Origin of the sequence: Streptomyces sp. NBC_01267, from assembly GCF_036241575.1 — a bacterium.
GTDB lineage: Bacteria > Actinomycetota > Actinomycetes > Streptomycetales > Streptomycetaceae > Streptomyces.
This window is the reverse complement of the sequence record NZ_CP108455.1, coordinates 3,141,073-3,154,931: the sequence shown is the minus strand read 5'-3', so window position 1 is coordinate 3,154,931 and position 13,859 is coordinate 3,141,073. Positions and strand designations below refer to the sequence as shown.

Sequence of the window (13,859 nt, the reverse complement as noted above, 5' to 3'; positions counted from 1 at the left end):
GCACCGGCCGCGGCCGTCTCAGCTGTCGGTGGGAGTGAGGCCGTCGGCGGGAGTGAGGCTGCCGACGGGGACGGATTCGTGGACCGGGGCGGGGCTGTCGGCGGGGGCGAGCTGCTTCTCGAAGCAGCGGCTGGTCTCGTACTCCCGGTAGTGGCCGAACTTCTCGCACAGCGTGTACCCGCTCGACAGGTACAGCGCTATCGCTTCCGGCTGCTTGTCGCCGGTCTCCAGCACCATCCGGATCCGTCCGGCCGCGCGGGCGCTCTCCTCCAGGGCGGTGAGGATCCGCCGGGCCAGGCCGAGGCCGCGTGCCTCGGGGATCACGTACATCCGCTTGAGCTCGGCGTCGCCCGGCCGGTACCCGTGGTCGCCCGCCGTGTCCTGGTTGCGCCAGCCGCCGGTGGCCACCGGCTGGTCGTGTGCGTCGTACGCGAGGAGATAGAGCCCGGACGGCGGGTCGAACATCGTGGCGTCGAGCGGGGTGACGTCCCCTCCGTCGCCGTAGCGCTCGTCGTATTCGAGCTGGACCCGGTCGTTGAGCTTGACGGCGTCGGGGTGGTCGTAACGGATCGGGCGGATATTCATGCGGACCATCGTACTTCTATGCGGGCGGATGCGAGGGTGTCGTGGGCTGTCGGTAAGGTGCCTTGATGCTCACTGTGACAACCGTAAACGTGAACGGACTGCGCGCCGCCGCCAAGAAGGGCTTCGTGGAGTGGCTGGCGCAGACCTCCGCCGATGTGATCTGCCTCCAGGAGGTACGGGCCGAGCCCCAGCAGCTGACCGACGAGGTCCGCGAGCCGGCGGGCTGGTTCACCGTCCACGCCCCCGCCGCCGCCAAGGGGCGCGCCGGTGTCTCGCTGTACGCCCGGCGTGAGCCGGAGCGGGTGCAGATCGGTTTCGGGAGCGAGGAGTTCGACGGGAGCGGGCGGTACGCCGAGATCGACCTGCCCGGTGTCACGGTCGCCAGCCTGTATCTGCCCTCCGGCGAGGTCGGCACGGAACGGCAGGACGAGAAGATCCGGTTCATGGCGGAGTTCCTGCCGTACCTCCAGGGGCTGAAGGAGCGGGCCGCCGCGGACGGCCGCGAGGCCGTGGTGTGCGGTGACTGGAACATCGCCCACCAGGAGGCCGACCTCAAGAACTGGAAGGGCAACAAGAAGAACTCCGGCTTCCTCCCCGAGGAGCGGGAGTGGCTGACCCGGGTCTTCGACGAGGCGGCGTACGTCGATGTGGTGCGGGCGATGCACCCGGACGTCGAGGGCCCGTACTCGTGGTGGTCCTACCGCGGGCGCGCCTTCGACAACGACTCGGGCTGGCGCATCGACTATCAGGTCGCGACCCCCGGACTCGCCGCGCGTGCGGTGAAGTCCTGGGTGGAGCGGGCGGCCACGCACGAGGAGCGGTGGAGCGACCACGCGCCGGTGACGGCGGTCTACGAGTCCTGAGTCACCGTGCGGGCAGCGGGCGGTCCCGGTCGAGCCCGTCCTTCTCCGCCCGGACCCGCCGGTCCAGGGACATCGACAGCTCCGCGTCCACCACGCTCTTCGCCAGCGGGCGCACCCGCTCCATCGCCCCGGCGAACTCCTCGTCGGGCAGCTGATCGCGGACCAGCTCGGCGAAGAGTTCGGTGAGGGCCTCCGTGTGCCGGCGGACCTCGTGGCCCGCCGTGAGGACCGCGGCGAGCGGGACGCCCTCGCCGACCAGGGCCGCCGACACGTCCAGCAGCCGGCGGCTGACGTGGATGATCTCGTCGCCGTCCGTCGCGAGATAGCCCAGGCGCAGCGCCGTGGCCAGGTTCTCCGCGGTGACCTCGCCCTCGAAGTAGTCCGCCAGCTGTTCCGGGGTGAGGCGGACCGGTTCCTCCTCGGTCCAGGCGGGGGCCTCGGTGGCGGCCAGGCCCAGGAGCTGCGCCACGTCCCGGCCGCTCTCGAACGCGGTGGCCAGGTCCGCGATGCCGCTGAGCGTGTGGCCGCGCTCCAGCAGGGCCGAAATCGTACGCAGCCGGGCCAGGTGGTGGTCGTCGTACCAGGCGATCCGGCCCTCGCGGCGCGGTGGCGGGATCAGCTTGCGCTCGCGGTAGAAGCGCAGCGTGCGCACCGTGATGCCGGCCATCTCGGCCAGCTCCTCCATGCGGTACTCGCGCCCCGTTGTTTCCTCTGCCACGCGGGCAGCCTATGCCGTGGGGGCGGGAACTTTCCGGCGCTTGCCCCCTACCCATGAGTACGGAGCTGCTCTACTCTCCGAACTGTGCCAGTGATTACTGGCAGGGTTCGGGGCACTGCGGGAGGCGGCAGCATGACCCAGCACGAGCATGTACGCGTGGCGGTGATCGGATCCGGATTCGGCGGCCTGGGCGCCGCCGTCCGGCTGCGCCGCGAGGGGGTGACCGACTTCGTCGTCCTGGAGCGGGCCGCTTCGGTCGGCGGGACCTGGCGTGACAACAGCTATCCGGGGTGCGCCTGCGACGTACCGTCCCACCTGTACTCGTTCTCCTTCGCCCCCAACCCGGACTGGCCGCGCACCTTCTCCGGGCAGCCGCACATCAGGGCGTACCTGGAGAAGGTCGCCGACACCTTCGGGCTGCGCCCGCACATCCGGCTGAACCACGAAGTGCGGCTGATGCGCTGGGACGGCGACGAACTGCGCTGGGAGATCGAGACCGCGCAGGGGACCCTGACCGCCGACGTGGTCGTCTCGGCGACCGGACCGCTCTCGGACCCGAAGGTCCCGGACATACCCGGTCTCGCCGGATTCGACGGCAAGGTGTTCCACTCCGCGCAGTGGGACCACGGCTACGACCTCCGTGGCAAGCGCGTCGCGATGATCGGGACCGGGGCGTCCGCGATCCAGATCGTGCCCGCGATCCAGCCCCAGGCCGGGCGGCTGACGCTCTTCCAGCGCACTCCGCCGTGGGTCATGCCGCGCATGGACCGGGCGATATCCGGTGCCGAGCGGTGGCTGCACGGGAAGCTGCCCTTCACCGGGGCCGCGCGTCGCCGACTGCTGTGGGGCATCCGGGAGTTGCAGGTCAGCGCGTTCACCAAGCACCCCAATGAGCTCGGGCTCATCGAGTCCCTGGGCAAGGCCAATATCGCCCGGTCCGTCAAGGACCCGGCACTGCGCAACAAACTCACGCCGTCGTACCGGATCGGCTGCAAGCGCATCCTGCTGTCCAGCGCCTACTACCCGGCGCTCGCGCAGCCCAACGTGGACGTCGTGGCCTCCGGCCTCGAGGAGGTCCGGGGCAATACCCTGATCGCCTCCGACGGAACCGAGACCGAGGTGGACGTCATCATCTTCGGCACCGGTTTCCATGTGACGGACATGCCGATCGCCGAGCGGGTGGTGGGCGCCGACGGCATCACCCTCGCCGAGGCGTGGAAGGACGGCATGGAGTCGCTGCGCGGGGCGACCGCGGCCGGGTTCCCCAACTGGATGACGATCATCGGGCCGAACACCGGCCTCGGCAACTCGTCGATGATCCTGATGATCGAGTCCCAGCTGAGCTATCTCGCCGACTACATGCGGCAGTTGAACGTCCTCGGCGGGCGCGTCGCGCTGAACCCGCGGGTCTCCGCGGTGAGCGCCTGGAACACCCGGGTGCAGGAGCGGATGAAGCGCACCGTCTGGAACACCGGCGGCTGCACCAGCTGGTACCTCGACGCCAACGGCCGCAACACCACGATCTGGCCGGGCACCACGAGCGAGTTCCGCCGGGCCACGCGGGCGGTGGACCTGGGCGAGTACGACGTCGTACGGGCGGGTGCGGGTGCGGGTACCGGCGCGGGTGCCGTTGCGGTGGGCGGGGCGGCTGCCGGTGCCGAGGCCAGTGCCGGTGCCGAGGCCAGTGCCGGTGCCGAGGCCAGTGCCGGGACCGTACCGGCCGCGCGCCGGGTCACGGACAAGGAGGCGGTGTGAGCGGCGTGCGTGAGCTGACCGCCGTCTCCGCCGACGGCGCGCGGATCCATGTCGAGGTGTACGGGCCCGAAGGCGCCCCCACCGTGCTGCTCTCGCACGGCTGGACGTGCTCGACCCGTTTCTGGGACGCGCAGATCAGGGACCTCTCGGCGGAGTTCCGGGTGGTGGTGTACGACCAGCGCGGGCACGGGCGTACGCCCGGCGCGGACCCACGCGGCTACTGCACGGACGAGCTGGCCGACGATCTGGAGGCGGTGCTCGCCGCCACGCTCGCGCCCGGTGAACGGGCCGTGCTGGCCGGGCACTCCATGGGCGGGATGACGATGATGGCCGCCTCCCGCCGCCCCGGATTCCGGGAGCACGCGGCGGCGGTGCTGCTCTGCAACACGGGCAGTTCGGACCTGGTGGCCGAGTCGACCGTGCTGCCGCTGCGGAAGGGACGGCTGCGGACCCGGCTGACCCGCGGCGTGCTCGGGGCGCGCGCTCCGCTCGGTCCGGTCACGCCCCTGTCGAAGCGGATCCTCAAGTACGCCACGATGGGCGCGGGTTCGGCCCCCGGCCGGGTGGCCGCGTGCGCGCGGATCGTGCACGACTGCCCCCGGACGACGCGGGTGGCCTGGTCGCATGTGCTCGCCGGGCTCGATCTCGACGCGGACGTACGGGAGTTGACCGTGCCCACCGCGGTGATCGCCGGGGCGTCGGACCGGCTGACCCCTGTTGTACACGCGCGGGCGTTGGCCGCCGCGCTGCCGCACTGCCTCGGCCTCACCGAGCTGGTGGGCGTGGGGCACATGTCGCCGATAGAGGCGCCCGAAGCGGTCGGGGGGCGACTGCGTGAGCTGGTCGAGGCGTACGTACGAGTGGAGAAGGAGGAGGCCGCATGAGCAGGAACAGCCTGGAGGGCCAGGTCGCGGTCGTCACGGGGGCCGCGCGGGGCGTCGGTGAACTGCTGGCCCGCAAGCTCTCGGCACGCGGCGCGAAGGTGGCGCTCGTCGGCCTGGAGCCGGACGAGCTGAAGGCCGTGTCGGAGCGGCTGCACACCGAGAGCGCGCACTGGCACGCGGACGTCACCGACCACGAGGCGATGGCGCGCGTCGCCCAGGAGGTCAAGGCGCACTTCGGCAAGGTCGACATCGTCGTCGCCAACGCGGGGGTGGCGTCCGGGGGACCGTTCGTGGACTCCGACCCCGAGGCGTGGCGGCGGGTCATCGAGGTCAACCTGGTGGGCGGCGCGGTGACCGGGCGGGCGTTCCTGCCGGTCCTGATGGAGAGCCGCGGCTACTTCCTCCAGATCGCCTCGCTCGCCGCGATCACGCCGGCCCCGATGATGTCCGCGTACTGCGCGTCCAAGTCCGGCGTCGAGGCCTTCGCCCACTGCCTGCGGGCCGAAGTCGGTTACAAGGGCGTGCGGGTGGGCGTCGGCTATCTGTCCTGGACGGACACGGACATGGTCCGCGGCGCCGACGAGGACGACGTGATGCGGGAGTTGCGGCAGCGGCTGCCGTGGCCCGCGAACCGTACGTACCCGCTGGGCCCGGCCGTCGACCGGATCGTGGCCGGTATCGAGCGGCGGTCCTCCCATGTGTACGCGCAGTGGTGGCTGCGCGGGATGCAGTCCGTACGGGGATACCTCCCGTCGCTGATCGGTACGGTCGGCCAGCGCGAGATGAGGCGTTTCGAGCCGCGGCTGGCGGGGGTCGGACGGGGGCTCGTCGGTGCGGGCGGGGCGGCGGACGAGAAGGCGCGCACGGAGAGTTACTGATCGAAATGCGTTGAATGTCCGTGCGTGTCAGTCTGGTCGAGGCCGAGAGGCCCAGGGGGCCGAGGCGCCCCCTACCCCGTCAGACTTCACATGGGAGTGAAACCACATGGGCATGAAGGACCAGTTCCAGGACAAGGCGCAGGAGCTTTCCGAGCGGGCCAAGAAGCAGATGGCCGGTGCGAAGGACGAGGCATCGGAGCGGTCTTCGCAGGGCCGGGACGCGGCGGACCAGGCGCGGGAGCGGGGCCAGGAGTCGGGGGGCCGGGCGGCCGACCGGGCTCGGGACGAGTTCGACTCCTGAACTTGAGTCGGTGAGGGCGCGTCTTCCCTTCGGGGGAGGCGCGTTCTTTCTTTGGGTGGGTGTGGGTGTGGGTGTGGGTGGGGGGTGCGGGTGCGCGTTCGGGGGCAGGGGGGCGCTGCCCCCGGACCCCCGGTCCTCAATCGCCGGACGGGCTTGAGTGGGTCCTCGATCGCCGGACGGGCTTGAGTGGGTCCTCGATCGCCGGACGGGCTTGAGTGGGTCCTCAATCGCCGGACGGGCTTGATTTTGGCCGCTGTTCGTTGGACGGGCTTGGTTTTTTCCGGTGTTCGTCGGGCGGGCTCGATGGGTGGGATGTCTACCGGGGCGGCAGTTCCGGGCGCCTCTTGTCCGGGACCGCGGTGTAGTCCGGTGGGGCCGCCGCCGGGTGGGCGGCCAGGAGGTCGAGTGCCGTCCATACCGCGTCGTCCAGCTGTGCGTGGCGCCCCTCCGCCCAGTCCAGCGGGGTGCGCAGGGCCTCGATGTCCGGTTCCACGCCGTGGTTCTCGACCGACCAGCCGTACGCGTCGAACCAGGCCGCGTTCATCGGCACCGTGATCACCGTGCCGTCGCCGAGCTGGTGGCGGCCGGTCATGCCGACCACGCCGCCCCAGGTGCGCTGGCCCACCACCGGGCCCAGGTTCAGCAGGCGGAAGGCCGCCGTGATCATGTCGCCGTCCGAGGAGGTGGCCTCGTCGGCCAGGGCGACCACCGGGCCGCGCGGTGCGTTCGAGGCGTACGAGACCGGCTGGGCGTCACGGGTGAGGTCCCAGCCGAGGATCCTGCGGGTGAGCTTCTCGACCACCAGCTCGCTGATGTGTCCGCCCGCGTTGCCGCGTACGTCCACGATCAGTGCGGGCCGGGAGACCTCCAGGCGCAGGTCCCGGTTGAACTGTGCCCAGCCCGAGCCGCCCATGTCGGGGATGTGCAGGTAGCCGCACCGGCCGTCGCTCAACTCCCGTACCACCGCGCGCCGTTTGGCCACCCAGTCCTGGTAGCGCAGCGGGCGTTCGTCGATCAGCGGGACCACCGCGACCCGGCGGGAGCGGCCCTCGCTGCCGGGCGGGCGGAAGGTCAGCTCGACCGTGGTGCCGCCCGCGGCGGCCAGCAGCGGGTAGGGGCCGGCCACCGGGTCCACCGGGCGGCCGTCCACATGGGTGAGCGCGGAGCCCTCGCGGATCCCCGTACCGGCCAGCGGGGAGCGGGCCTTGGAGTCGGAGGAGTCGCCCGGCAGGATCCGCTGGACCAGCCAGGCGCCGTCCCGGCACACCAGGTTCGCGCCGAGCAGGCCCATCGCGCGCTGGTAGTGCGGGGGGCCTTCGTTGCGGCGGGCGGGGGTGACGTACGCGTGCGAGGTGCCCAGTTCGCCCAGCACCTCGCGCAGCAGATCCGCGAACTCGTCGGGGGACGCGACCCGTTCGACGAGCGGGCGGTACTGCGCCAGGATCTCCGGCCAGTCGATGCCGCACATGTCCGGCTCCCAGAAGTAGGAGCGGATGATGCGGCCCGCCTCGTCGTACGCCTGGCGCCACTCCGCCGGCGGGTCCACCTCGTGCAGGATGCGGCGCAGGTCCAGATAGACCGTGGTGTCGTTGTCGCCGGGTTCGGTGGCGGGGACGGCCCGCAGGTCGCCCTCGTCCACCACGACCAGGCGGCTGCCGTCGCCGCTGATCGCGAACCAGTCGAGATGGCCGACCAGTTCGGCCTTGCGGGCCTTGGCGATGTCGAAGTGTTCGAGCGTGGGGCGCCCCGAGGTGTCGGCCGGGTTGGCGAAGGTCTCGCCGAGGGCGCCCGAGATCGGCCAGCGCAGCCAGACGAGGCCGCCTCCGCTGACCGGGCAGAGCGCCGAGTACTTGGACGCGGGCACCGGGAACGGGGTGACCCGGTTCTCCAGGCCCTCGATCTCCACCAGCATCCTGATGCCGTCCCCCACGTCCCCCACGTCCTCGACCGGGTCGAGGCCGCCCGCTGCCGGACGGCCGTCGGGGGACAGCGCGAAGGGCGAGGGGGTCGTGGAGGAGAGCGGCACCAGATACGGGCGGCAGCCCAGCGGGAAGGACAGGTCCCCGGTGTGGACGTCGTACACCGGGTCGAAGCCCCGCCAGGACAGGAACGCGAGGTAGCGGCCGTCGCTGGTGAAGACCGGGTTCTCGTCCTCGAAGCGGCCGTTGGTGACATCGACGACCGTGGGGGCCATCGGCCCGGCGATCTTCGCCATCTTGATCTGCCGCAGGGAGCGTCCGATGCCCGGGTGGGACCAGGTCAGCCAGGTGCCGTCGGGGGAGAAGGCGAGGTCGCGGACCGGGCCGTTCAGGGAGCGGATGAGTTCGGTGACCTCGCCGGGCGGCGCGGGCACGCCGACGCCGGGCTGCGGCTCCGTCCCGTCGGCAGTCGCGGAGCCGGCAGTCGCGGAGTCGCCAGTCGCAGGGCCGGGAGCGGCGGTGTCGGCAGCCGCGTCGTCGTCCGGCACGGTGAGCAGCAGCAGCCGCCCGTCGTGCGAGGCGATCGCCAGCCGTTCGCCCTCCGGGTCCGAGACCAGCTCCTGGACCCGGCCGAGCCCGCCCGACGCGAGCCTTCTGGGCGGCAGGTCGCCGCTGGCGCGTGGCATGTACGCGAGCTCGATCGCGTCCTCGCCCTCCGCGTCGGTGACGTAGACGACCTGGCCCGCGCTGCCGAGCATCTCGGGGAGGCGGACCCGTACCCCCGGGGTGTCGGCGAGGGTGCGGGCCGGGCCGTCGCGGTGGGTGAGCCAGTACAGGCTGCCGCGTACGACGACGGCGCTCGCCCGGCCCGTCTCGTCGACGGACAGCCCGTCGACGTTGCTCGACGCCGGGATCTGGTAGCTGCGGCGGCCCGTGCGCGGTCCGCCGGTCCGGATGTCCAGCTTGCGCGGCACCGCTCCGGGAGACAGGTCGTCGGCCAGCCAGAGGTCGCCCGCGCACTGGTAGACCACCCGGTGGCCGTCGGTGGACGCGTTCCGGGCGTACGAGGTGGCGTGGTCGGTGTGGCGGCGCAGGTCCGTGCCGTCCGGCAGGCAGGAGTAGAGGTTGCCGATGCCCTCGTGGTCGGAGAGGAACGCGACCCGGCCGTCCACCAGCATCGGGCAGGCCAGATGCCCCCCGATGTCGGCGAGCAGCCGCTCCCCGTGCAGCCAGAGGCGGCCCGTCGCACCACCCCGGTAGCGCTTCCAGACGGCCGGTTCGTGCGGTGGCTTCCCGGTGAGCAGGAGCGTGCGGCGCTCACCGCCGATGTCGCCGATCGCGATGTCGTGGACCGGGCCCCAGGGCAGTTTCGAGCCGGGGGAGCCGTCCGTGCCGACGGTGTAGGCCCAGCTGAAGTACGAGAACGGCTGGCTGTGCGAGGTCACGGCCAGGATGTCGCCCTCGGGGGTCCAGCCGCAGACCCGGGTGTCGAGCGAGCCCCAGTAGGTCAGCCGCCGGGACGGGCCGCCCTCCACCGGGGCCAGATGGATCTCCGGGTCGAGGCTGCGCCAGCTCGTGTACGCGAGGTGTCTGCCGTCCGGGGAGAAACGCGGCTGGCCGACCCTGGTCCGGTCGACGGTGATCCGCCGGGCCCGGTCGGGACGCACGCCTTCCGCGACGAGCGGGGCGACCCAGAGGTCGTCCTCGGTCGCGAAGCACAGCAGATCGCCGTGGAGGTGCGGGAAGCGGAGGTACGCGGCATCGCCTGCATCGACTTGGCTCACTCCTCAATGCTTTCCACGCGGAGGGGGCCCGGCAACTTGTGGCGGCATCCGATTGCGGGTGACCGGATGGCGGACGACAGTGCGGCGGTTCGACGACAGGCCCGTGCCACGACAGCACTTCGCGCGCCGACCTGGGAACGGTCGGCGCGCGAAGCGGGGTGGGAACTGTCAGTTGGCCGGCTCGTGGCCGAGGGCCACATCGAAGTCGGCGTGGTCGGCGCCGTTGATCCGCAGCGGTGTGGCGACCGGTGCGTAACCGCTGGCGATCACCGTGTACTCGCCCTGGTCGAGATCGGTGAACCCGAAGGTGCCGTCCGATCCGGTGGTGGCCGTGTGGATCACGTTGCCGGCGACGTCGATCAGGGTGACGTTGGCGTCCTCCAGCGGCCGGCCGCCGGGGGTGCGCACGGTGCCGCTGACCCGGGCTCCGGGCGAGAGCGGCACCTCGTACCAGTTCGAGGCGCCACTGGCGACCTCGACGGGCACGGCGGACGGACGGAACCCGTCCGAGCTGACCGCCAGGGTGTAGCTGCCCGGGACGAGTTCGCGCAGCTCGAAGCCGCCGTCGGCACCGGCCTTGCCGGAAGCGACGACCTCGCCGCGCAGATCGGTGGCCACGACCAGCGCGCCGGGCAGTGCGGCGCCGCCCACCGCGTTCCGGATCACGCCGGAGAGCGTCGCCGCCCCGCTGAGCAGCAGGTCGAAGCGGAGCGGTTCGTTGCCGACGGCCACGGTGGCCGCCTGCGGCTGCCGGGCCCCCGCCGAGCCGATCAGGATGTAGGTCCCGCTGCCGGGCGTACCGAGGGAGTAGCTGCCGTCGTCACCGCTCGACGTGCGGCTGAGCTGTCGGCCGCCGACGTCGATGAGGGTGACCACGGCCTGCGGCACCGTGTCGCCGTCGCTGTCGCGGACCTGGCCGTGCACGGCGGGGCCGGGAAGGCCGGGCCCGTCCGCGGGGAGCGTGTCGGCGCGGCGGTGGTGACCGTGGCCCGTTCCGGCGGCCTCGGCGAGGGCCGTCGGTGCGGCCTCGTGCGTGGGCTCGGCGGCCACCGCGGTTTCGGCGCCGGTGCCCGCGCTCTCGGCGTCCTCCGCCGCGCGGGCCTCAAGACCGGAGACCTGGCGCAGCGGCACCTCCTTGATGAACAGCACCAGCAGGAAGGCCAGCACGATGACGCCCGCACCCAGCAGGAAGACCACGTGCATGGAGTCGGCGAAGCCCTGCTTGAAGGGTTCGGCGAGGCGCGGGTCCAGCTTCTGGATGAACGAGGAGTCGCTGAGGACGCTCGCACCGCCGCCCGCACCCGGGTTCTTCAGCATGTCGAGCACCGGCTTGTTGGCCGGGTTCGACAGGACGGCCGGGTCGTGCAGCGCGGCCTGGAACTGCGGGGTGTGCGCGGCGGACTGGAACGCCGAGGAGATCTTGCCGCCGACATTGCTGAAGAGCACCGACAGGAAGATCGCGGTACCGGCGGTGGCACCCATCTGCCGGAAGAAGGTGGACGACGCGGTCGCCACACCCATGTCCTTCGGCGGTACGGCGTTCTGCACCGCGAGCACCAGGGTCTGCATGCAGCAACCGAGGCCGAGGCCGAAGACCAGCATGTAGATCATGGTCTGCCACAGCGGGGTGTCCCACTGCACGCGGAAGTGGAACAGCAGCATCGCCGCGACCATCAGCACGGTGCCGATGACCGGGAAGATCTTGTACCGGCCGGTCTTCGACGTGACCTGGCCTGCCGCGATCGAGCTGATGATCATGCCCAGCATCAACGGCAGCATTTCCAGGCCGGACTTGGTGGGGCTGGCGCCCTTCACGATCTGGAGGTACTGCGGGATCATCAGCATCCCGCCGAACATGCCCATGCCGATGAGCACGCCGAGCAGGCTGGTCTTGCTGAACGTCCCGTTGCGGAACAGCCGCATCGGGATCAGTGCGTCGTCCCCCATCCAGCGTTCCACGAAGACCCAGGCGATGATGCCGACGACGCCGATCCCGTAACAGGCGAGCGACCGCGTCGAACCCCAGCCCCAGTCCCGGCCCTGCTCCGCGACGAGCAGCAGCGGCACCACACCGACGGCGATGGTGAGAGCGCCCCACCAGTCGATCCGGCGGTTGCGGCGTACGTGGGGGATGTTCAGCACCTTCGCGACGACGAACAGCGCGAAGATCCCGATCGGGACGTTGACCAGGAAGACCCAGCGCCAGCCCGTGATGCCCAGGATGGAGTGCTGACCGGCCAGGAAGCCGCCGATCAGCGGGCCGGCCACGCTGGAGGTGGCGAAGGTGGCGAGCATGTAGCCCTGATAGCGGGCCCGTTCGCGCGGGGGCACGATGTCACCGATGATCGCCAGCGCGAGCGACATCAGACCACCCGCGCCGATGCCCTGGAAGGCGCGGAAGGCGGCCAGCTCGTTCATCGAGGTGGAGAAGGTGCACAGCGCCGAACCGACGATGAAGATGGTGATCGCGGCGAGGAAGTAGGGCTTGCGGCCGTGGAGGTCGGACAGCTTGCCGTACAGCGGCGTGGTGATCGTCGAGGTGATCAGATAGGCGGTGGTCGCCCAGGCCTGCTGGCTCAGCCCGTGCAGGTCGTCCGCGATCGTTCTGATCGAGGTGCTGACGATCGTCTGGTCCAGAGCGGCCAGGAACATGCCCAGCATCAGACCGCTCAGGATGGTGAGAATCTGCCGGTGGGTGAGCCCGCCCGCCGTGGGTATCGCTTTGGTCCCCTCGGCCGTGGGGGGTGCGGTGCTACTCATTCGTGCTTTCTCCCTGCTGTGCAGCGCTGTCCGAATGCCGTCCGGCCGCGCGCTGCAAAGGTTGATGTTTCACCAAGTCATCGGTCAGGCGGGCCAGCAGCCGCATCAGCTGGTAGCGGTCCTCACCGGGCCAGGCCTGCAGGAACTTGGTGAGTTCGGTGTCTCGTTGACTGCGGTACTGCTCGAACCTCTCGCGTCCTGCCCCGGTCGCGGACAGCAGCGAACCCCGCCGGTCCTCCGCATCGGGGTGGCGCTCCACCAGGCCGCGCTCCACCAGGGAGCGCACCTGTCTGCTGACGGTCGACAGATCGAGGTACGCGGCGGCGGCCAGATCGGTCGCCCGCTGGGGGCCGTCGGTCACCAGCCGGGCGAGCAGCACCCGGTCCGCGGCGCCCGCCTCGGTCTTGGCGCGCTGTTTCCACGCCGCGATCAGCCGGGTCATCCGGACCAGCTCCGTGCCCAGCGCGGCGGCGGCCTCCTCGGCACTTGCCGTGCCTTCGGCCGGAACCTGCCGCGTCGCGGACTCGCTGCTCTCGGTCGTACCGCAGTCCATCGCATTCCAAGTCGTTGCTCGTACACAGGTAGTTGCTTGTACTCAGCAAGTCAGCGTAATGCGTGCCCCAAGCAACTTTCGCCGGTTCGGCTCGACGCGGTGCAAAAACAGTTCAAAATGCTCGCTCTTATGTCGAGCTGACAACCGTGACGGACCCCACAAGCGAAACGTTGCCGTTTCGCTGAGGCGGGGCGTACCGTCGAGCTGTACGAAATCGTTTCGCTCCACCGGACCGGACAGGAGGTCGGGAATGGCCGGCAGACTCACACCTGAGCGTGAGGGTGAGCTGTACGAGGCCGTGCTCGACCTGTTGCGCGAAGTCGGCTACGACGCCCTGACCATGGATGCCGTCGCGCTTCGCACCCGGTCCAGCAAGGCCACCCTCTACCGTCAGTGGGGGAGCAAGCCGGAGCTGATCGTCCGGGCGCTGCGGCACAACAAGCCTGTCGGGGCCGACGAGATCGACACCGGCTCGCTGCGCGGTGACTTCCACGCCATGGTGGCCCGCGAGGACGACTGCGAGATGGAGAAGAACTCCGCACTGATGCGGGGCCTGATGCATGCCGTCCATGAGAATCCCGATCTTTTCCAGGCTCTCCGCGAGCTGCTGATCGAGCCCGAGATGACGGGCCTCGAACGGTTGCTGCGGCGGGCCGTGGAGCGCGGCGAGGTCAGTGCCGACAACCCCGCGCTGAATCTTGTTCCGCACATGCTGGTCGGCGCGGTCGTCGCCCGGCAGCTGATCGAGGAAAGGCCTGCCGACCAGGCCTTCCTCACCCGTTATCTGGACGCCGTGGTTCTCCCCGCTCTCGGCATCCAGCCCTGCGAACACACCGCCTGACCCGAGCCCTACCCCTCT

At 70.9% G+C, this 13,859-nt stretch carries 11 protein-coding genes; 6 read left to right on the top strand and 5 right to left on the bottom strand.

What is annotated here, in order from left to right:
• Positions 1-18: 18 nt before the first annotated feature.
• Complete coding sequence (locus tag OG709_RS14385; RefSeq protein ID WP_266642634.1) at positions 19-585, bottom strand: GNAT family N-acetyltransferase; 567 nt, start codon at positions 583-585, stop codon at positions 19-21.
• A 65-nt stretch (positions 586-650) separates the two neighbouring features.
• On the opposite strand from OG709_RS14385, the gene OG709_RS14380 reads away from it, so the two are divergent.
• A complete protein-coding gene (locus OG709_RS14380) occupies positions 651-1,448 on the top strand; it encodes an exodeoxyribonuclease III (RefSeq protein ID WP_329166404.1) in 798 nt (265 codons plus the stop codon).
• Between the two features lies 1 nt (position 1,449).
• On the opposite strand, the gene OG709_RS14375 is transcribed toward OG709_RS14380, so the two are convergent.
• Positions 1,450-2,133, bottom strand: a complete 684-nt coding sequence (locus OG709_RS14375) for a MerR family transcriptional regulator (RefSeq protein WP_250301943.1) — start codon at positions 2,131-2,133, stop codon at positions 1,450-1,452.
• 165 nt (positions 2,134-2,298) lie between these two features.
• Between OG709_RS14375 and OG709_RS14370 the strand changes: the two genes are divergently transcribed.
• The 4 genes from OG709_RS14370 (at position 2,299) to OG709_RS14355 (ending at position 5,984) form a co-directional block, all read left to right on the top strand.
• Positions 2,299-3,921 (top strand): flavin-containing monooxygenase, encoded by a 1,623-nt coding sequence (locus OG709_RS14370; protein ID WP_329166402.1) that lies wholly within the window; start codon positions 2,299-2,301, stop codon positions 3,919-3,921.
• The gene (locus OG709_RS14365; protein ID WP_266642640.1) at positions 3,918-4,805 is read left to right on the top strand and encodes an alpha/beta fold hydrolase; all 888 of its coding nucleotides are present in this window, start codon (positions 3,918-3,920) and stop codon (positions 4,803-4,805) included. The genes OG709_RS14370 and OG709_RS14365 overlap by 4 nt, the downstream gene beginning before the upstream one ends.
• The gene (locus OG709_RS14360; protein WP_250301842.1) at positions 4,802-5,683 is read left to right on the top strand and encodes an SDR family oxidoreductase; all 882 of its coding nucleotides are present in this window, start codon (positions 4,802-4,804) and stop codon (positions 5,681-5,683) included. The genes OG709_RS14365 and OG709_RS14360 overlap by 4 nt, the downstream gene beginning before the upstream one ends.
• Before the next feature lie 106 nt (positions 5,684-5,789).
• Positions 5,790-5,984 carry a hypothetical protein gene (locus tag OG709_RS14355; RefSeq protein ID WP_326694701.1) on the top strand — a complete coding sequence of 65 codons (195 nt, stop codon included), beginning with the start codon at positions 5,790-5,792 and terminating at the stop codon, positions 5,982-5,984.
• A gap of 316 nt (positions 5,985-6,300) precedes the next feature.
• Here the strand turns inward: OG709_RS14355 and OG709_RS14350 are convergent, their stop codons facing one another.
• From OG709_RS14350 to OG709_RS14340, 3 genes are all read right to left on the bottom strand, one after another.
• Positions 6,301-9,687 (bottom strand): S41 family peptidase, encoded by a 3,387-nt coding sequence (locus OG709_RS14350; protein WP_329166396.1) that lies wholly within the window; start codon positions 9,685-9,687, stop codon positions 6,301-6,303.
• A gap of 168 nt (positions 9,688-9,855) precedes the next feature.
• Positions 9,856-12,447: an MFS transporter gene (locus OG709_RS14345; protein ID WP_250301848.1), complete on the bottom strand. Its 2,592-nt coding sequence runs from the start codon at positions 12,445-12,447 to the stop codon at positions 9,856-9,858.
• A complete protein-coding gene (locus tag OG709_RS14340; protein WP_250301849.1) occupies positions 12,440-13,000 on the bottom strand; it encodes a MarR family winged helix-turn-helix transcriptional regulator in 561 nt (186 codons plus the stop codon). Before OG709_RS14340 ends, OG709_RS14345 begins: the two co-directional genes overlap by 8 nt.
• Before the next feature lie 250 nt (positions 13,001-13,250).
• Between OG709_RS14340 and OG709_RS14335 the strand changes: the two genes are divergently transcribed.
• Complete coding sequence (locus OG709_RS14335; RefSeq protein WP_250301850.1) at positions 13,251-13,841, top strand: TetR/AcrR family transcriptional regulator; 591 nt, start codon at positions 13,251-13,253, stop codon at positions 13,839-13,841.
• Positions 13,842-13,859 lie beyond the last annotated feature (18 nt).

What these genes read in the sequence shown, in the direction of transcription:
- OG709_RS14385 (WP_266642634.1), bottom strand. Translation starts at nt 585, where the DNA reads ATGAATATCCGCCCGATCCGTTACGACCACCCCGACGCCGTCAAGCTC.
- OG709_RS14380 (WP_329166404.1), top strand. Translation starts at nt 651, where the DNA reads ATGCTCACTGTGACAACCGTAAACGTGAACGGACTGCGCGCCGCCGCC.
- OG709_RS14375 (WP_250301943.1), bottom strand. Translation starts at nt 2,133, where the DNA reads ATGGAGGAGCTGGCCGAGATGGCCGGCATCACGGTGCGCACGCTGCGC.
- OG709_RS14370 (WP_329166402.1), top strand. Translation starts at nt 2,299, where the DNA reads ATGACCCAGCACGAGCATGTACGCGTGGCGGTGATCGGATCCGGATTC.
- OG709_RS14360 (WP_250301842.1), top strand. Translation starts at nt 4,802, where the DNA reads ATGAGCAGGAACAGCCTGGAGGGCCAGGTCGCGGTCGTCACGGGGGCC.
- OG709_RS14355 (WP_326694701.1), top strand. Translation starts at nt 5,790, where the DNA reads ATGGGCATGAAGGACCAGTTCCAGGACAAGGCGCAGGAGCTTTCCGAG.
- OG709_RS14345 (WP_250301848.1), bottom strand. Translation starts at nt 12,447, where the DNA reads ATGAGTAGCACCGCACCCCCCACGGCCGAGGGGACCAAAGCGATACCC.
- OG709_RS14340 (WP_250301849.1), bottom strand. Translation starts at nt 13,000, where the DNA reads ATGGACTGCGGTACGACCGAGAGCAGCGAGTCCGCGACGCGGCAGGTT.
- OG709_RS14335 (WP_250301850.1), top strand. Translation starts at nt 13,251, where the DNA reads ATGGCCGGCAGACTCACACCTGAGCGTGAGGGTGAGCTGTACGAGGCC.